At 31.2% G+C, this 17,271-nt stretch carries 18 protein-coding genes and 1 pseudogene; 9 read left to right on the forward strand and 10 right to left on the reverse strand.

The window, feature by feature from the left end; all coding sequences use genetic code 11:
* The first annotated feature begins 229 nt into the window (after positions 1–229).
* Genes ACCQ42_RS08265 through ACCQ42_RS08295 form a run of 7 tightly spaced genes read left to right on the forward strand, consistent with a single transcriptional unit; the run spans position 230 to position 5,996 of the window.
* On the forward strand, positions 230–2,155 hold the full coding sequence (locus tag ACCQ42_RS08265) for a BglG family transcription antiterminator (protein ID WP_265237961.1): 1,926 nt from the start codon (positions 230–232) through the stop codon (positions 2,153–2,155).
* Between the two features lie 7 nt (positions 2,156–2,162).
* Positions 2,163–2,618, forward strand: coding sequence for a PTS sugar transporter subunit IIA (locus tag ACCQ42_RS08270; RefSeq protein WP_265237963.1), 456 nt, complete (start codon positions 2,163–2,165; stop codon positions 2,616–2,618).
* A gap of 25 nt (positions 2,619–2,643) precedes the next feature.
* A complete protein-coding gene (locus ACCQ42_RS08275; protein ID WP_265237965.1) occupies positions 2,644–3,984 on the forward strand; it encodes a PTS galactitol transporter subunit IIC in 1,341 nt (446 codons plus the stop codon).
* 25 nt (positions 3,985–4,009) lie between these two features.
* Complete coding sequence (locus tag ACCQ42_RS08280) at positions 4,010–4,294, forward strand: PTS sugar transporter subunit IIB (protein WP_265237967.1); 285 nt, start codon at positions 4,010–4,012, stop codon at positions 4,292–4,294.
* The gene (locus ACCQ42_RS08285; RefSeq protein ID WP_265237968.1) at positions 4,294–4,815 is read left to right on the forward strand and encodes a YjbQ family protein; all 522 of its coding nucleotides are present in this window, start codon (positions 4,294–4,296) and stop codon (positions 4,813–4,815) included. Before ACCQ42_RS08280 ends, ACCQ42_RS08285 begins: the two co-directional genes overlap by 1 nt.
* Positions 4,808–5,470, forward strand: coding sequence for a ribulose-phosphate 3-epimerase (locus tag ACCQ42_RS08290; protein WP_265237970.1), 663 nt, complete (start codon positions 4,808–4,810; stop codon positions 5,468–5,470). The genes ACCQ42_RS08285 and ACCQ42_RS08290 overlap by 8 nt, the downstream gene beginning before the upstream one ends.
* The gene (locus tag ACCQ42_RS08295) at positions 5,463–5,996 is read left to right on the forward strand and encodes an SIS domain-containing protein (RefSeq protein ID WP_265237972.1); all 534 of its coding nucleotides are present in this window, start codon (positions 5,463–5,465) and stop codon (positions 5,994–5,996) included. The genes ACCQ42_RS08290 and ACCQ42_RS08295 overlap by 8 nt, the downstream gene beginning before the upstream one ends.
* Positions 5,997–6,094: 98 nt before the next feature.
* On the opposite strand, the gene ACCQ42_RS08300 is transcribed toward ACCQ42_RS08295, so the two are convergent.
* The gene (locus tag ACCQ42_RS08300) at positions 6,095–7,027 is read right to left on the reverse strand and encodes an IS30 family transposase (protein ID WP_265237986.1); all 933 of its coding nucleotides are present in this window, start codon (positions 7,025–7,027) and stop codon (positions 6,095–6,097) included.
* A 68-nt stretch (positions 7,028–7,095) separates the two neighbouring features.
* On the opposite strand from ACCQ42_RS08300, the gene ACCQ42_RS08305 reads away from it, so the two are divergent.
* Positions 7,096–7,416 (forward strand): hypothetical protein, encoded by a 321-nt coding sequence (locus tag ACCQ42_RS08305; RefSeq protein WP_410035899.1) that lies wholly within the window; start codon positions 7,096–7,098, stop codon positions 7,414–7,416.
* Positions 7,417–7,517: 101 nt separating this feature from the next.
* Here ACCQ42_RS08305 and ACCQ42_RS08310 read toward each other — a convergent pair whose 3' ends face one another.
* The 4 genes from ACCQ42_RS08310 to ACCQ42_RS08325 form a co-directional block, all read right to left on the reverse strand.
* Positions 7,518–8,618 carry a PTS fructose transporter subunit IIC gene (locus tag ACCQ42_RS08310; RefSeq protein WP_265237974.1) on the reverse strand — a complete coding sequence of 367 codons (1,101 nt, stop codon included), beginning with the start codon at positions 8,616–8,618 and terminating at the stop codon, positions 7,518–7,520.
* A 9-nt stretch (positions 8,619–8,627) separates the two neighbouring features.
* A complete protein-coding gene (locus tag ACCQ42_RS08315) occupies positions 8,628–8,939 on the reverse strand; it encodes a PTS fructose transporter subunit IIB (protein WP_265237976.1) in 312 nt (103 codons plus the stop codon).
* A 19-nt stretch (positions 8,940–8,958) separates the two neighbouring features.
* Positions 8,959–9,825: a ketose-bisphosphate aldolase gene (locus tag ACCQ42_RS08320; protein WP_265237978.1), complete on the reverse strand. Its 867-nt coding sequence runs from the start codon at positions 9,823–9,825 to the stop codon at positions 8,959–8,961.
* A 100-nt stretch (positions 9,826–9,925) separates the two neighbouring features.
* Positions 9,926–10,375 carry a PTS sugar transporter subunit IIA gene (locus ACCQ42_RS08325; protein WP_265237980.1) on the reverse strand — a complete coding sequence of 150 codons (450 nt, stop codon included), beginning with the start codon at positions 10,373–10,375 and terminating at the stop codon, positions 9,926–9,928.
* A gap of 165 nt (positions 10,376–10,540) precedes the next feature.
* On the opposite strand from ACCQ42_RS08325, the gene ACCQ42_RS08330 reads away from it, so the two are divergent.
* Positions 10,541–11,398: a MurR/RpiR family transcriptional regulator gene (locus ACCQ42_RS08330; protein ID WP_265237982.1), complete on the forward strand. Its 858-nt coding sequence runs from the start codon at positions 10,541–10,543 to the stop codon at positions 11,396–11,398.
* A gap of 234 nt (positions 11,399–11,632) precedes the next feature.
* On the opposite strand, the pseudogene ACCQ42_RS10285 reads toward ACCQ42_RS08330, so the two are convergent.
* From ACCQ42_RS10285 to ACCQ42_RS08350, 5 genes and pseudogenes are all read right to left on the reverse strand, one after another.
* Positions 11,633–11,775: pseudogene (locus tag ACCQ42_RS10285) on the reverse strand (transposase); the annotation flags it as partial.
* A 200-nt stretch (positions 11,776–11,975) separates the two neighbouring features.
* Complete coding sequence (locus ACCQ42_RS08335) at positions 11,976–13,526, reverse strand: MFS transporter (protein ID WP_410035900.1); 1,551 nt, start codon at positions 13,524–13,526, stop codon at positions 11,976–11,978.
* Between the two features lie 226 nt (positions 13,527–13,752).
* Positions 13,753–14,736: an MFS transporter gene (locus ACCQ42_RS08340; RefSeq protein WP_410035901.1), complete on the reverse strand. Its 984-nt coding sequence runs from the start codon at positions 14,734–14,736 to the stop codon at positions 13,753–13,755.
* Between the two features lie 37 nt (positions 14,737–14,773).
* Complete coding sequence (locus ACCQ42_RS08345) at positions 14,774–15,679, reverse strand: alpha/beta hydrolase (protein ID WP_410035902.1); 906 nt, start codon at positions 15,677–15,679, stop codon at positions 14,774–14,776.
* Positions 15,680–15,874: 195 nt separating this feature from the next.
* Complete coding sequence (locus tag ACCQ42_RS08350) at positions 15,875–17,269, reverse strand: AbgT family transporter (protein ID WP_410035903.1); 1,395 nt, start codon at positions 17,267–17,269, stop codon at positions 15,875–15,877.
* Positions 17,270–17,271 lie beyond the last annotated feature (2 nt).

Consider the following 17,271-nt stretch of genomic DNA (forward strand, 5'->3'; position numbering starts at 1 on the left):
TATTTTACATTTTTAAAGAGTAATTAAAACCTCCATAGCTAAACCATGTAATTTAATATTATCTATTAAATAAAATTTTGTAACTATCCATGGTGATTTTAACAAACGTTAACAATGAATGTAGAAATAAGTGTAATTGACCATAGTTTCAACCTATTATATAATTGGGTTAAATAGATGATCTATTATTTAATCTTAGGGAGGTGATACAATCGAAAGACAATACAAGATGCTAAAAATTCTATCTAATCATAATGAACCTATTTCATCTAGAAGATTAAGTGATTACTTGCAAGTGTCTAGAAGAACAGTTTTTAAAGATATCGATAGTTTGAGAACAATAGCAAATAGATACAATATAGATATTGTTAATATTCCTTCGAAGGGAATCTTGCTTAAAACAAATGATACTGAAAATATTATAAATTTAGAGAAAAAGATTAAAGGAAGAATAGATAGTGATAATTACTCTGTCGATAATAGGAGGGTTTACATTATCAAGCAGCTTTTTTTAACGAATAACAATCTAACCTTAGAGAGTTTATCTGAAGAATATCTTGTAAGTAAAACTTCAATTTATAATGATATAAAGGTTATTAATAAAGTAATAGAAGGATATGGATCAAAAATAGTTTCAAATATATCAGGAATTGAGTTGATCGGAGACGAGTTAAATATTCAACGTTCTTTAATAGAGATAATATTTCATTATTCAGATAAGGTTTCATACTTAAGTTCAATAAATAAAGCTCAGTTAACATTTTTTGATGAAAATATAGTTAATAGGATATACGAAGAATTGTTTCTTAATAGTAAAAGTTTGATAGAAAATCTCCCCGATTATTATATTCAATCATTCCTGACATCTGTATTTACCTTATGTTCTAGAGTTAATATAGGATGTCATATTGAAGATGATTTTAATTATAACAATCCTGAGCTTAATGATAGTGAATCAGAGACAGTCAAAAGTTTTGTTAATTTTTTAAAAGATGAATTAAAACTAAATTTAGAGACCAAAGATATCACATATCTTAATAAACAACTTTATGCCCATAGGTTGATGGATAAACAAATAGGAGATAGAACTGACAATTCCTTTATAGTAAATAAATTTATTGGAAGGGTTAGCAAGATTGAAGGAGTCGATTTTAGTAATAATAAAGAGTTGGTTAAGGCACTTTCATATCATATATCAGCTATGGTTGAGAGATTAAAACTAGGTATTCATATACAAAATCCCCTTTTAAAAAGTTTGCGTCAAGAGTATAAAACCTTATTTAGTATAATTTGGTATTCAGCTAATATATTGGAAGATTTCTTTAAGATAAAGATGAATGATGATGAAGTATCTTTGATTTTAATATATTTTCAAATCCAGATAGAAGCCTCGAATAAGTCTAATAATATTTTGGTTGTATGCCAATATGGAGTTTCGTGTGCTCAGCTTATATATAACAAAGTAAAAGGATTTCTTCCAGAAAAAGATATTCTATCAGTAAAAACATTAGATGATTTGAGTAAAAGTGATTTAAGTGATGTAGATTTTATTATTTCATCTATAAATTTGGACTATTTAAATTTAGATATACCTTATGTTTTTGTTAATCCTATAATTAATAATGATGACTATATAAAAATAATATCTGAATATACAAAAATATTTAGTAAGGGACATCAAATAAGGAAAGACAAGATAAGTAGTGAAAATATAAATAATATAGACATTGCTCAGCTAATATCTTTAGAAACTATATTTTTGAGTAAAGAATTTGAGAATAAAGAAAAATTAATCGAATATGTTGGCCATTCATTAAAGAAAAATAAATTTGTTGATGATTCTTACTTGAAGTCTATCTTTGCTAGAGAAGCTATAGGAATTACAGCATTAGAATATGGGGTAGCTTTACCTCATGCAAGTCCAAAAACAGTTAATAAAACACATATAGCAATATGTACTCTAAAGAGTCCTATCGACTGGGACGGGGTCCCGATATCATTAGTTATTTTCATGAATTTTGAAGATGATGAAGAAGAAAATATTCGCTATATAGTAGATAAAATATATAAAAAGATAAACTCGAAAGAGAAAGTCAATAAATTGGTAGGATGTTATAGCCCTAAGGAATTAATAGAAGAAATTAGAAGTATATGAGGTGAATATGTATTTTAATAAGAAGTTAATAAATATTTTTGTAAGCGTCAATAGTCAGGATGAGCTATTTAAATTTATGTCAGATTGTTTAAGTAATAGCGGATGTGTAAAGGATTCTTTTTATGATGGAATAGTAAGTAGAGAATCTGAGTACCCAACAGGAATACAAATAGGAAATGTTGGATTTGCTATACCACATACTGATTCAAAACACGTTTTGGAGTCACAAATTTGTTTTGCATCTTTAAAAAAACCAATTGATTTTTCGGACATGACAGATGTTAATAATAAATTCCCTGTAAATTTAGTATTCATGCTTGCTATGAAGGAACCTGGTGATCAAATAAAAACTTTACAAAAATTAATGGAATTATTTGCTAATGAGGAAGTTATAAATTTTCTTCTAAAATCAGATAATAAGGATGAAATTCTAAATATTTTAAAAGAAAATGGAATTGACTAAAATATAGTTTAATAAGGAGGATTTAATGTCAGTTTTAATTAATTCGTTTCAATGGTTCATAGGTCTTGGATCAAATGTTTTTTTACCAATAATAATCTTTATTTTAGGAATTATTTTTGGTTTAAAGCCAGGAAAGGCCCTAATGTCAGGTATAACAGTAGGAATTGGTTCGATTGGTCTTGGACTAGTATTGAACTTGTTGTCAGGTAGTTTAGGAAGTGCAATTCAAGAAATGGGAAATCATTATGGTAGTTCTCTTAATATATTAGATATAGGTGTGGGAGTTGGAGGGCCTTTAGCTTTCTCTACATCTTTAGGCTTGATGATGATACCTATTTCACTTGTAGTTAATATATTGTTCGTATTTTTGGGTTTAACTAGAACTTTGAATGTAGATATTTGGAATTTTTGGTTTCCAATATTTATGGGAATGATTACTCAATCAATTACAGGTAATTTTGCGTTTGGTCTAGTAGGTGGAACTGTTGCAGTAATGATTCAATGGTTACTTGCAGATATAAATCAGAAAAAAACTAGTGAATTTTTTGGATATCCTGGTATAGCGATAAGCCACATGATGGTTAATTCTGGTGCAATAATTGCACGTCCTTTAAATTGGGTTTTTGATAGAATACCTGGTCTAAATAAAATTGATCTTGACGCCGAATCTTTAACTAAAAGATTTGGGATATTGGGAGATACTGTTTTTATAGGATTAGTTATAGGTGCAATAGTTGGTATTTTTGCTAAATATGATGCAGCTAAGATCGGAAATCTTGCTATATCTACAGCGGCGGTAATGAAAATAATGCCTAAAATGGTTGCGATGTTTATGGAAGGCCTTGGACCAATAGCAGAAGCTGCTTCAGATTTTGCCAATAATAAATTAGGTGGTAGACAAGTTAATATAGGAATGGATGCTGCACTTGTAGTAGGACACTCTGCAGTTATGTCTACATCAATATTATTAGTTCCAATTTCTTTGGCTTTAGCATTAGTATTACCAGGTAATCAAGTTTTGCCTTTTGGAGATTTAGCATTTTTCGCATTTGCTATAGCTATGATGGTTCCTTTCTTTAAAGGAAACGTTATTAGAACTGTACTAGGAAGTGCTATATATGTTGCTGCTTGTCTTTATTTATCAACATGGTTAGCTCCAGTAATGACAGACGTATTTAATTTAGCTAGCTTCGATGTAGGGACAGCAGGATTAGTAACAATGCTATTAGCGGCTTTATGGCCTGTTGTTTTATATGTATTAGCATTAAAATATTTAGGCATAGTAGGGGTAGTAATAATAGGAATGTTGGTAATACTAATAATGTATTACATCAATAAGGTTAAGAAAATTTCTTATTTTCAATAGAGTAATAATATAAAGGAGATTATAAATGAAAAAAATATTAGTAATTTGTGGAGCCGGTCATGCAACATCAACAATAGCTGTTTCTAAGATAGAAAAGTGGTTATCTGATAATAATTTAGCCTCTGATGCTAAAATTTATCAATCAAAAATTGCTGATGAATTAAATAAATTTGATGATTATGATGTTGTTGTTAGCACAACGGTTGTTCCTGATTCTGTAAAGGCAAAAGTAATAAATGGTGTTGCTTTATTAACTGGAGTAGGCAGAGAAAAAGTATTTGAACAAATACGTAAAGAATTGGAAAAATAATGATTATACATGATTCTATTAAATTAGAAACAGTTGCAGGAAGACCATCCTTCCATGATATAACAGATAATATTAAAGATATAGTAGATAAAAACGCCATAACAGATGGAATAATAGTTATTTCAAGTTCTCACACAACTTGTTCATTATTTTTTGATGAGGATATGCATGATAGAAATTATTTCGGTGATGATTTCTTACATGTTGATATAGCTGAAATGATGGAAACAATAGCCCCAACTATGAGGTCAGAGGGTGATTACCATAGCCCTGGAAATAAACATATTGAGTTTGGATTAAACTTAGGAGATTCAGAATTCCCACCAGAAAAATGGACCATGCTTAATACAGATGCCCATCTAAAATCTTCACTATTTGGAAGTAATTCTATGACCCTCATAATCAAAGATAAAAAAATCTTATTAGGAAAATTAGGTAAAGTATTCTTTGTTGATTGGGATCAGCTGAGAGAAAGAAATAGAAATATTAATATTTTATTGCTGGGTGAAAAAAATGGTTGATATACTACCTTCAATTTTAAATAGTGATTTTTGGAATATTAAAGAGACATTAAACATTTTGAACAAAAGTGAGATAAAAGAGATTCATATAGATATAATGGACGGAAATTTTGTTGAAGATATGGCGTTTGGGCCTAAGTTTGTAAAAACTTTAAGAGAACATACAAATCTTAAATTAGATTTACATCTTATGATGATGAATCCAGAAAGAAAAATTGAAAAATTTATAGAAGCAGGGGCTGATAGTGTAACTTTCAATATTGAGAGTACTTTTAATGTTATGAATATTATTCAAGAAGTAAAAAAACATAACAAAAAAGTTGGCGTAGCGATCAGCCCGCACACATCAATATCCGTCATAGAAGCGATTTTGCCTTTTGTAGATCAAGTCTTAGTTTTAACCATAAAACCTGGAACATCAAATTCTAAAATAATTACAGAAATGTATGATAAAATTAAAGAATTATATGAAATAAAGATAAGGAAAGAATATTCATATAGGATAATGGTTGATGGAAAAATCGATGATAAAACACTTGGACCAATACTAGAAAGCGGTGCTGAGGCTGTCGTATCTGGTGGATATATTTTTAAAAATGAAAAAATATTAGACAACATTGAAATATTAAGAAAGATAGGAAGTAAATATGAGTAGTCAATCTTACTTAGAATTAATAGAAGGTGAAATTATCGAGTTTTTCAAATCAAATACATGTATTGACTTTGAAAAACTATCCAAATACTTTAAAAAGGATAGAAGGATTTTTGTAGGTGGGGTTGGAAGATCAAGCATGGCAGCTAGAGGTTTTGTAAATAGACTAGTTCATCTAGGGTACTATGCATACTTAATAGGGGATATTAGCACTCCTTTAGCTAGAAAAGATGATACAGTATTACTTATATCTAATTCAGGAAACACAAACTCACTGTATGCTATAGGAGAACGAGTCAAGAAAGACGGAGCTAAAATTTTAAGTATAACATCCAATAAAGATTCTAAAATTTTTCAAATTAGCGAAGATTCATTGGTATTAAAGGATGTTGATAAATCAAATCAGCCTATGGGTAGTTTATTTGAACAAGCAGCTTTGCTTGTGACTGATGCTTTCATTTTGTTTCTAATGAATCTTAACTCAGAAACTTCTGAGTCAATGAGAAAAAGACATTCAAATTTAGAATAAAGGTTAATTTTTTAATATTCTAGATTAGACGATAATAGGTGTAGTATTCTTTAAAGTCTAAATTTATTTTAGATGAATTGCAAATAATATTGCAACACCTAAACCAAACTAAGTTCATGCATAAATAAATTAAATGGAGTTTGATATTCTAGACATTTTCTAGGTCTGGTATTAAGCTCCATTAAGTTTTTAATCAGCTCATTAATAGATATTTTAGATAAATCTGTTTTCTTAGGGTAATATTCCCTTAACAAACCATTAGAATTTTCGTTACTACCTCTTTGCCATGCTGAGTATGCATCAGCAAAATAAAAATTCATCCCTCGTTTTTCAACATCTTCATAACAAGCAAATTCTTTGCTTCTGTCAGATGTGAAAGTATTTAAAGCTTCTAATGGTAAAGATTTAATTAGCTTGTCAATTGCTTCTAGCATAGAATTTTTACTTCGATCTATCATAGGTAAGGCTATGTAAAATTTAGTTTTTCTTTCTACAAATGTTGCTAGGCAACCTTTACATTTACCTCTGGATGACACAATTGTATCTAATTCCCAGTGAACAAATTTATTCCTTTTTTTAACTTCTTTAGGTCTTTTATTTATTGATTTACCAATGTTAAATCTACCTCTTGTTTCTTTGGCTTTTCTTGATTTTCCTTTTATTCTTAGTTTGGAAATATCAAAATCTATAATTCCTGAATAAATCCAATTATATATTGTTTTAAAGCATACTATATCTTTACATACAGTGTTTGCTATTTGCTCAGGAGACCACTTCTTATGAAGTTTTTCCGATATGCATTTGGTGATATTATCATCAAATTTTGGTTTTCTTCCTTTAGATGATGATTTTTTAACCTTATCTTTTTGAGCATAGACAGCTTCATAATCATTTTCACACCTTTTTAATTCTCTAGATATTGTGGAGTGATGAAAACCTAAAATTTTTGCTATTCTTCTAGAAGAATAGTCCTCTTTTCTTAGTACCTCTATCTTATTTATTTCATTTATGGTAAGATGATTGTAAGCTATTTTGATACTCCTTAATGTTTTTTGTGTAATTTAAGTGTATCATAAATGGCTTTTTATTTCATTTAAAAGTGTCTGGATTAATTTTACTATCCGAGATATTTCAAACTGGCAAATATGAAAAATCATATTCAAACTCTAGAGAATGGTTAAGAAGAAGAATCAGAATGTGTGCATGGAAAGGCTGGAAGAAAGTAAAAACCAAATTTACAAACTTAGTAAAGTTAGGAATAGCAAAATTTCAAGCTTGTCAATGGGCAAACACACGCAAATCCTATTGGAGGATAGCCAAAAGACCAGTACTAAGCAGAGCTCTTAACAACAAAAGAATAGCTGAAAGGGTCTATATATCCCTAATCAGCTATTACAATAAAGTTCTTATTAAACTGTAGAACCGCCGTATATGGAACCGTACGTACGGTGGTGTGAGAGGTCGGTAGATGAATTAATCATTTACCTCCTACTCGATTTATATTAATTTTAATCTACTATTTTAAGCTTGTGAAATTTGTATATCATCAAAATTGAAGTCTTCATCTTCAAATGTATCATTATTTCTTGATGCTTCTTCTTTGGTTATTTTTTTCTTTGTCAAAATTAGTAATACTGAAGTAACTAAGGAACCTGCTAATAAAGCTAATACAGCCATACCAGGCCTTGTCATTGCTGGAATTACAAAAACTCCACCAGATGGCACTGGGCTTCCTACATCCATACTAAAGCTGATCGCTCCTGTGACTCCACATCCTATGGAAGTACAAAAAACTGTTCTAACTAAGTCGTTCATGGCAATAGGAATTACACCTTCTGAAATCATACACAATCCCATAGGAAAAGCAACTTTAATATTTTCAACTTCAACATCGTTATAAATTCTTTTGTTAAATAGTTTGCTCCATACTAAGGATATGGTTACACCTATTGGTGGAACCATTGCTGCTAGAACTTTTATAGCTTCTGGCTCTAAAATTCCTTCAAGAAGAAGTCCGTCACATATTAGATTTGGAACTTTGCTAATTGGGCCACCGTAATCTAAGCAGCCTAAAAATCCTATTATGAATCCATAAGTAACTTTAGATGTTCTATCTAAATTCTTTATGAAATAAGTTAATTTTGATGTCATCCATGCGATTGGTTGACCAATTACAAAAAACATAATTAGTCCAGCAAATATAGCTGTTAAGGTAGGAACAATTAGCATAGGCATTAAAGCTTCGGCCCATTTAGGTACTTTTAGATTATCAATCAAGAATTTTGCTATGTAACCAGCAATTAAACCACCTACAATACCTCCTAGGAACCCTGCACCAAGGAATGATGCTATTTGTCCCATTAAGAAACCCGGTGCTATTCCCGGTCTATCTGCAATTGAATAAGCAGTGTATCCTGCTATGAATGATGGTAATAGACCCATACCAAATACACCTAAAGTTGTTAATGCACTTGGTATTGTTAATTCACTAAATTCTTTAACTACTTGACCACCTGTTAAATTTCCAATTGCTATTAGTAAACCAGAAGCAACTACTAATGGTAACATGTAGGAAATTGCAGTTAAAATATGTTTCTTCAATTCATTTAGAAATTTTTTCATAATAAACTCCTATTTATCTATTTTATCTTTTATAGTTTCTAACAATTTCTTAGGAGATTTAACACAATAAGTTGTTGGAACAGTCACAACTTTTTTACCTTTAAATCTTTCTTTTCCTGTTATAGCAATATCAACTGCCAATAGAATAACATCTGCTTCATTAATCATTTGATCTGTAAGTTTGTTCTCAGTTCCTATGGTACCTTGAGTTTCAATATTTATTGTATAACCAAGTTCAGAAGCAGCGTTTTTTAATTTTTCTCTGGCTATATAAGTATGAGCAATCCCTGAAGTACAAGCACAAACGCATGCTATTTTCATATATTCCTCTTTTCTTTAATTAATAATAGTATTTAACTTTATCGTTTGATTTAAATAGTTTAACTTTGTGTTTAACAACCTCTGACATTGATTCAATGCACTCTGGATAAATTACGTTAGGTTCTCTTATATTTTCGTTTCTTGCTAAAACTTCTCTACATTTTGTGTAAAACGCTAGTTTTATATCTGATGAAATATTGATTTTATTTATTCCTCTATTTACAGCTTCAGCAACTTCTTCATCAGGGTTTGATGAACCGCCATGTAATACAAGTGGTATTTTTACTAACTCCTTAATTTCTGACAATAAATCGAGCTTCAAATGTGGGGTGAAATGTTTTGGGTATAAACCATGAGCGGTTCCTATAGCAACTGCAAGTGTATCACAGCCGGTCTCATCCACAAATTTTTTTGCGTCATCTGGCACGGTATATCTTATATCTTTTGTGCTTGCATATTCATCTCCTGTTTCAGCACCAATGGTTCCAATCTCAGCTTCCACTGATACATCAACAGTATGCGCTATTTCTACCACCTTTTTTGTTAATTCTATATTATCTTTAAAACTTAAAGTACTACCGTCAATCATTACGGAAGAAAAACCATCTTTAATAGCTCTTACAACTTGAGGAATGTTAGCACCATGATCCAAGTGAATTACGACAGGTATCTTTGTTTTGTTTGCTTTATCGACAACAGTTTTAATAAAGCTATCACCAACATATGATAACTCATCAGGGTGAATTTCTATTATTACAGGTGAATTTAATTCTTCGCATGTGGCTATAACACCATTCAACATAGGTAAAGAAGAGATGTTAAATGCAGGTACTGCAAACTTTTCTTCATTAGCAACGCTTAATAATTGTTTCATATTTAGTATCATTTTTTTCTCCTTTAATTTTAATAATTTAATGTTCAAAGTAATGTGAGTTATAAAATATGTATAAAATATTTATTACATGGCAACCTCCTTAATAAAGAACCTATACAAAACATTCTTTAATATCATTTTTGCTTATAGCAGAAAGAAGCTTATTCAAAATTTCATCATTAGCGAGAGAAGAAGCTACTTCTGAAAGAAGCTTAAGATGATTGTCTGAAAAATCTTTTCCGTTTTTTACCACAAATAAAACAATGACCTTAACATTATTATCATCAAGAGTTTCCCATTCTACTTCATCAACCAATTTAGCAATTGATATTGTAGTTTTTTTAACGTAGTCACTTTGGCCATGAGGAATTGCTATGTAATTTCCTATCCCTGTAGTTCCTAGTTCCTCTCTATAAAGAACATCATCAAGAAAACCTTTTTTATCTGATATGTAGTCATATTTTAGTAAATTTTCAGACATTTTATCAAGGGCATCAATTTTAGAATTTGCTTCTAAGCTCTCCATAATTAGATTATCATCCAAGATTTCAATAATATTCATATAACCTCCATGTAGTATTGTTTTTTATAAACTCATTACAAAACTATTAAGAAATATCATTTCATATATACAGTATACAGAATTTTTTCGGAATAGTCAAGATAAAATGTAATTTTATTTTTTGAAAATAGTTTTTTATGTAATATAATTACATAAGAGGTGTTTATGAAATCAAAACTTACTGAAAATAATGTGATTGAAACATTTAAAGAAAAATATGATAGTTTATTTAAAGCTGAAAAAAAAGTAGCAGAATTTATTATTAATAATCCGAATGAAGCATCTTTGATGAATGTTAAAGAAATAGCTTCTCGAACTGAAGTTAGTGATGCAACTGTAGTTAGAATGTGTCAGCATTGTGGTTATGATGGATTCTATCAAATGAAGATATTATTGCTAAGAGATTTAAATAATGCGAACGTTGCGGATTTTAAGAATTTTAATGAAAAGCCTATTCAGTTATTTCTTAATCGTAAAAAAGAACTAATTGATACAATTAATTATGAAGAGAATATTAATAATATAAAACAGCTTATAACACTAATTTTTGAATCGAAAACTATTTTAATATGTGCTGCTGGGAATACAATGCCAATAGCACATGATCTAGATTTCAGATTAAATAGGTTAGGTATTAATGCATATACATCTAATTCAATAGAAAATTTATTGAATTACGTTAGTAATTTAACAAAGGAAGATCTCATCATTAATATTTCAAAATCTGGACTTTCCAAAAGCATACTTAAAATTAGTGATATAGCTTATAGAAATAATGTAAGGCAGGTTAATATCTCTTCGGATGTTAATTCGAGCCTATCTGAGAAATCTGAGTTTACAATATGTTCAGGAAGGCTATTTAATGATGTAAATGATTCTCATAATGGATTAGAAACTCATATAGGTGAATATATTGTAAATGATTTGATTATTGCATTTATTATTTCAATAGAGATGAATAACAACAAATTTATAAAGTCACAAGAATTAGAATATAAATTTTTTTCATCATTAAAAATATAAAATTTGGGCCTGTAAATAATTTTGTGTATCAACTTAAATTCTGATAAAAGGGTAAGGGTTGATACATTTCTTACGTATCAATGTTTCTCCATTCCTATAGGAATGGAGCTTCTTTTAATTGAACACATTTTAATAAATTGTAAAATTTTCATGAAAATTTGCAGCTGATTTCATGATCAATTTTGTGATTGATTAAAATCTCCCTTTAAAAAATATTTATAATTGGGATAAAATTTAATCCCATCCATGTATTCTCCTTGTCCATTTGCTTGATGCATCTACCATTGCTAGATACAAGATTTTTTTAGTGCATAGTCATTTGGAAATGTGGTCTTGTTTTTAGTTACTTTTCTTAGTTGCCTATTGAAGCATTCTATTATTCTTTAATTAACATTTTAGCTATTCTGCTTCTTCTTGTTTCTGGTCTTTTTCTTGGCATATAAATTCCTCCTGATTTGTTTTTCTTTAACCTAATCAGGAGGTTTCTATACACAAAATTTTACAAAATCTCTATTTTTTAATAGGTTGCTTAATTCAAAAAAAAGGAAAGCCACATGACTTTCCTTTTTTTGAATTCTTATTTTATTAAATCGTCTTCTTTAAATTCGGTTTTTACTCCGGATTCTTCTACTTCGATCTTTATTTGATTACGTTCTTCTTCTGTAAGACCTTCTTTTTTGATTTCTTTTCTTACAGCTATGTCTTCTGCTATAAGTTCCATTTCTTTTCTATCTAATGGATAGAATCTGATAGCTATCATAGTTACTACTAAGGTTGCAAGTATTATGCCCATGATTATTAGGCCGCCCTTGTAGATTGCTGGTGTTAGGGCATCGCCTGGTTGTGGGTAGCCATCTGTGTAGCCTATGCCTGCTACTACCCAGCCTATTACGACTGGAGCTAGGGATGAGGCTATTGAGTCTGTTAGGGAGAAGATTGTTCCTATTAGACCTGGGGCAAATTTGCCTGTCTTAGCTGTTACATAGTCTGTGATGTCTGCTGACATGGTTAGGACTATGGATGTTGGGTATTTTAGTGCTACTGTTGCTATTATCCATAGGGCTATGAATATTAGTGACATGCCTTGGAGGCTAGATAGGACTCTTGTATCTGGTGTTACAAATAAAAGTCCAATTACTGCTGCAAGACCGATTGTAGCAATTGATACTGCAGTTTTGTAGGAGGTTTTGAGGTCCTTCTTTTGAGCTAGTCTTGTTAGTCCAAATACAAATAGTAGTTGTGGCACTACTATCCAAGCTGATACATCACCTGCTAGCATGTAGTTACCAAGTAGGATACCAAAGAATATAGCTAGGAAGTTTTGATCTCCTACCATGGTTGCTGCAAATTTAATCATTGCTCCACAGAAAGCAAGGACTGCTAGTGGTTTGTTGCCTTTAAGTACAGAGAAGTATTCTTTGAATGATTGTTTCTCGACTGATTCTTCACCAAGACCGAAGTATTTTACATTATCTTTTCTTCTGATACCAAACATAGCAAGTACTGTAAAACCAAATGATACAGCACATAGTAGTGGTAGGAATCTGCCGTAGAATTCCATGTTATATTCGCCAATTTGAGCAAATAGGTATCTAGTTACAAATAATTGGCCACCTGTAAATACTACTAGGTTGAAGATTGAGTCAAAGACTGAAAATAGTGGTCTTTGGGCTGGGTCGTTTGTTAGGGATGCTTGAGCAGCCTTTGTTACTGTTTGTTGGAAAGAGTAGACAATCTTGTGGAAGATTAAGCCTATAAATAGGGCTACTACTGTTGGGATTGGCATCCTATGTATGTTAAATAAGAATACAAATGATAGGATTAGGCCGATGTTTGATAAGAGCATGATAGGTCTGTAACGTCCCCATCTTGTGTTGATATTATCGATTGCTGTACCGATAGCTGGGTCTATAAGTCCATCAAATAATCTGGCAAGACCAAGCACGCTTGCTATGAGTACTGTTGTCATTCCTGCAACACCTGTTGCGTAGAAACCTAAGAAACCAAAGGCAAAGAGGTAGAAGTTTGATGCACTGTTGTTTAATGAAAATAGAGCAATTTCCCACATCTTGGCTGTGTGGTAGGTTTCGGTTTCATGACCGTCGACGTATAATTTTTTCTCGTCCATTTTTTCTCCTTAATATATATTTGCGGTTTGTAATATGTATAATAGGTTTATATTATAATTTCAATAATGTAACCGCTTACTACCCTTATAGAATATTATCTTTTGAAATCCTTGTCAAGCCTTTTCCCAATTTTTTTAAGAGGGTAGAATTTTATATTGACTTGTTAAGAATTTTAGAAAATTTATAGGTGCAAAAAAGAGGAGCCCAAAGCTCCTCTAATAATCTTTATAGATTTAAATCATTTTCATTAAATTCTGTTTTTATACCGTCTTCTACTACTTCTACTTTGATGTCATTACGTTCTTCTTCTGTAAGACCTTCTTTTTTGATTTCTTTTCTTACAGCTATATCTTCTGCTATAAGTTCCATTTCTTTTCTATCTAGTGGATAGAATCTAATTAAGATCATTGTCACTAGTAGAGTAAGGAAGGCTATTCCGATAAGTATTAGACCACCCTTATAGATTGCTGGTGTTAGGGCGTCTCCTGGTTGTGGATAGGCATCTTTAAAGCCCATTAAAGCTACAACCCATCCTATTACTACTGGGGCTATGGATGATGATATTGAGTCTGTTAGGGAGAAGATTGTTCCTATTAGACCTGGAGCGAACTTACCTGTCTTAGCTGTGACATAGTCAGTTATATCAGCACTCATTGTTAGAACTATGGATGATGGATAGCCACCAGCTATTCTAGCTAGAATCCAAAGTGCGATGAATACTATTGATACAAAAGACATATTTGAAAGTGTTGTTGTATCAGGTGTTACAAATAAAAGACCAAGGACAATTGCTAAAGCGACTGTAGCTATGGTTGCTGAAAACTTATATGATGTCTTTAAGTCCTTCTTTTGAGCTAATCTTGTAAATAGGAATACAAATAATAGCTGTGGAGCTATTGACCAAACTGATACATCGCCTGCTAGCATGTAGTTACCAAGTAGGATACCAAAGAATATAGCAAGGAAGTTTTGGTCAGATACTAAGCTTAAAGAAAACTTAACTAAGGCTCCGCATAGGGCAAGGATTTTTAGTGGTTTATTGCCCTTGAGAATTGAGAAATATTCCTTAAGTGAGTTATGCTCTGTTGATTCCTCACCTATACCGAAGTACTTGCTGTTATCTTTTCTTCTTATTCCAATCATGGCTAAGATAGTGAAAATAAGTGATGAAATTATTATAAGTGGTAGGAATTGCTTGAAAAACTCCATTTTACATAAAAGTAAATAAAAAAGAGACCTAAGCCTCTTAAATGTTATTGAAAAATTCACCAATCTCATCAAGGACAAGCTTACTCTCAGCGAGCTGAGGATGAGAAATAGCAAAACCGTGGCCTAATTGATATGAGGGATTTTTCTTAAAATCTAAAAATTTGTTCTTGATATTTTTTGAATCCAGAAGATTTTTGAGAGAAAGAGCCTGATTTCTAATAAAATCTTTCTCGCTAGTAATAATTATAGAAGGAGGAAGAGTCGTATTTTCTAAAGCCAGCAGGATATTATCTAAAAAAGGAATTTGATTTTTGGATAGATTTCGCCTTGCAGGTTCATTAATAAGCGAAAGAGAGCCCGACTTCACAAGACCAGTCATCGGTGAAATGAAGGCTATGGCAGAAATAGGAAGGGCATTAGCAGAAATTTCAAAAATTTCACTAAACTTCTTATCTTTCATAAGAGCGAAAGCTGCTAGTGATAAAAGAGAACCAGCCGAATCCGACAAAATAAAAATCTTTTCTTTACCTAGCTTAAGTCTAGAAGAATTTTCATAAATATAAGAAAAAGCATCCACCACGTCTTTTATCTGGTCAGCAAAAGTCACATCTGGAAGGAGCCTATAGTTGATATTAACCACATTAAAATCCTTTTGAGCAAAAGAAATCCCTAAATTTTTATTAACTTCTTTCTTACCATAAATAAGCCCACCACCGTGGACGATAATAATTGTCGGAAGTGGCTCGTAGTTGGAATTATCATAATAAATATCAAAATCATGGTACATGTTTCCATCAGACTTATAAGAAAGATTAGAGAGGGTCTCCACTCCACAAGAAGAAAAATCCTCCAAAGCCAAACGTTTACGGTCTTTGTCACCTAAAATTTTAATAATATCAGAAAGACCTAAATTGGGATAAAGGTCCGAATTTTTAGTACTCATAAAGACTCCTTAATTTACAATTATAAGTTTAACCTAAGATAGGTGGTCATTCAAGTTTTGTTATAGGTTGCAGCTTCACTTGATATGAATCTATTTAAAAAAATCGTGTAGTTAAAATTATTTACCGAATAATAACTACACGATTTTTATTTAATTAAACATCATCTCCAGTGTTGACTATAAGTTTATATTTTATTATAATCCTGTCCATCCAATTGTATTTAATAAATAAATAACTACAAATGCAGCGAGTACTAAACAAATTAGCGGCTTAATCACCCATTTCACCCATTTGTTATATGGAACCCCAGCAATTGCTAATGCTCCCATAGTCCAACCTAAAGCAGGTGAAATCATATTAGTAAAGCTATCGCCAAATAAGAAAGCTTGACAAGCGATTTGTTGATCAATACCAAGAGCGTTTGCTAGTGGAGAAACAATTGGAACAAGAGCAGCACCCTTTGCCATAGCAGAAGGTATTAATGGGTTTATAATGGTTATTACTGCTGTTATTCCAACAGCTGATAAAGATTTATTTAGTTCCATTAATGGTCTTGTAATTCCATAAACTATAGTGTCCATTATATTTCCATTAACCATTACAGCTTGCATAGTTGATGCAAGGCCTATAATAAAGCCGACAAGAGCCATGTTGGAGATTCCCTTTGTTATACTTACAGCTATTTCGTCAAAAGTCAATCCACCAGCTTTTCCGAGAATAAATGAAAAGACTAAGAAATAAGCTGTCATAAATTCTATAGGTCTATCAGCAGAAACGAATAGATAAACAACTAATAGTAAATATTGAGCTAGTAGTATGCCAAGTACAATAAATGACCTAACTGGAGTAATATGATGTTCACTATCATCTTCATCATGTAATACAAACTCTGTTTGCCAGTTTGTATCACTCATTATAGAAAGTGATGAATCTTTTTGAATTTTCTTTATATATGATGAAGAGAATAAGTAACCAATAAGTCCGAATCCATACAGAATAAGAACTCTTACGCCAAATCCAGATAGAGGAGCTATTCCGAACAAGCCTTGAATTGGTATTACCCTTATAGTTATTCCAAGACCAAAGCCTATTACAGATGGGAAGAATGATACAGCAAGGGCTGCCATAGGGTCTAACCTAAGCTTTTTAGCAAACAATACTCCTATAGGAACAACCGCTATTAGTGCATCTGTAGATGCAAAAGCAGCAATTGTAAGTATTAGAAAGTATAGGATAGGAACTAATACAGTTGATGATTTGTTTTTAAGTTTAACTGTTGCATAGTTTAGAACGTTATCAATCGCTTTTGTATCTAGAACAACTTCCATATTAGCTCCAGATATTAATACAATCCAAATAGTACCTGAAGCTGCTGCAAGTCCTCCGGCAATCATATAAAACAGATCTACTAGACTTACTGGTGTTTGCTTACCAAGATAATTAAATTCGTTAGCATTTATGTTACCATTAGAATCAACTCCAAATTGACCTGCTGGTATAATATATGTCAACAAGCTCATCACAACCAAAAGACCCAATACTATATAAAGTATATGTGGTAATTTAAAACTTCTTTTTTTCTTTTGCATAA

Origin of the sequence: Anaerococcus kampingae (assembly GCF_046365475.1) — a bacterium.
GTDB lineage: Bacteria > Bacillota > Clostridia > Tissierellales > Peptoniphilaceae > Anaerococcus > Anaerococcus kampingae.

Bases quoted from the DNA above. Each gene is read 5' to 3' on its own strand.
- ACCQ42_RS08275 (WP_265237965.1), top strand. From the start codon at position 2,644: ATGTCAGTTTTAATTAATTCGTTTCAATGGTTCATAGGTCTTGGATCA.
- ACCQ42_RS08340 (WP_410035901.1), bottom strand. From the start codon at position 14,736: ATGGAGTTTTTCAAGCAATTCCTACCACTTATAATAATTTCATCACTT.
- ACCQ42_RS08280 (WP_265237967.1), top strand. From the start codon at position 4,010: ATGAAAAAAATATTAGTAATTTGTGGAGCCGGTCATGCAACATCAACA.
- ACCQ42_RS08285 (WP_265237968.1), top strand. From the start codon at position 4,294: ATGATTATACATGATTCTATTAAATTAGAAACAGTTGCAGGAAGACCA.
- ACCQ42_RS08345 (WP_410035902.1), bottom strand. From the start codon at position 15,679: ATGAGTACTAAAAATTCGGACCTTTATCCCAATTTAGGTCTTTCTGAT.
- ACCQ42_RS08295 (WP_265237972.1), top strand. From the start codon at position 5,463: ATGAGTAGTCAATCTTACTTAGAATTAATAGAAGGTGAAATTATCGAG.
- ACCQ42_RS08325 (WP_265237980.1), bottom strand. From the start codon at position 10,375: ATGAATATTATTGAAATCTTGGATGATAATCTAATTATGGAGAGCTTA.
- ACCQ42_RS08330 (WP_265237982.1), top strand. From the start codon at position 10,541: ATGAAATCAAAACTTACTGAAAATAATGTGATTGAAACATTTAAAGAA.
- ACCQ42_RS08310 (WP_265237974.1), bottom strand. From the start codon at position 8,618: ATGAAAAAATTTCTAAATGAATTGAAGAAACATATTTTAACTGCAATT.
- ACCQ42_RS08265 (WP_265237961.1), top strand. From the start codon at position 230: ATGCTAAAAATTCTATCTAATCATAATGAACCTATTTCATCTAGAAGA.
- ACCQ42_RS08290 (WP_265237970.1), top strand. From the start codon at position 4,808: ATGGTTGATATACTACCTTCAATTTTAAATAGTGATTTTTGGAATATT.
- ACCQ42_RS08350 (WP_410035903.1), bottom strand. From the start codon at position 17,269: ATGCAAAAGAAAAAAAGAAGTTTTAAATTACCACATATACTTTATATA.
- ACCQ42_RS08320 (WP_265237978.1), bottom strand. From the start codon at position 9,825: ATGATACTAAATATGAAACAATTATTAAGCGTTGCTAATGAAGAAAAG.
- ACCQ42_RS08335 (WP_410035900.1), bottom strand. From the start codon at position 13,526: ATGGACGAGAAAAAATTATACGTCGACGGTCATGAAACCGAAACCTAC.
- ACCQ42_RS08315 (WP_265237976.1), bottom strand. From the start codon at position 8,939: ATGAAAATAGCATGCGTTTGTGCTTGTACTTCAGGGATTGCTCATACT.
- ACCQ42_RS08270 (WP_265237963.1), top strand. From the start codon at position 2,163: ATGTATTTTAATAAGAAGTTAATAAATATTTTTGTAAGCGTCAATAGT.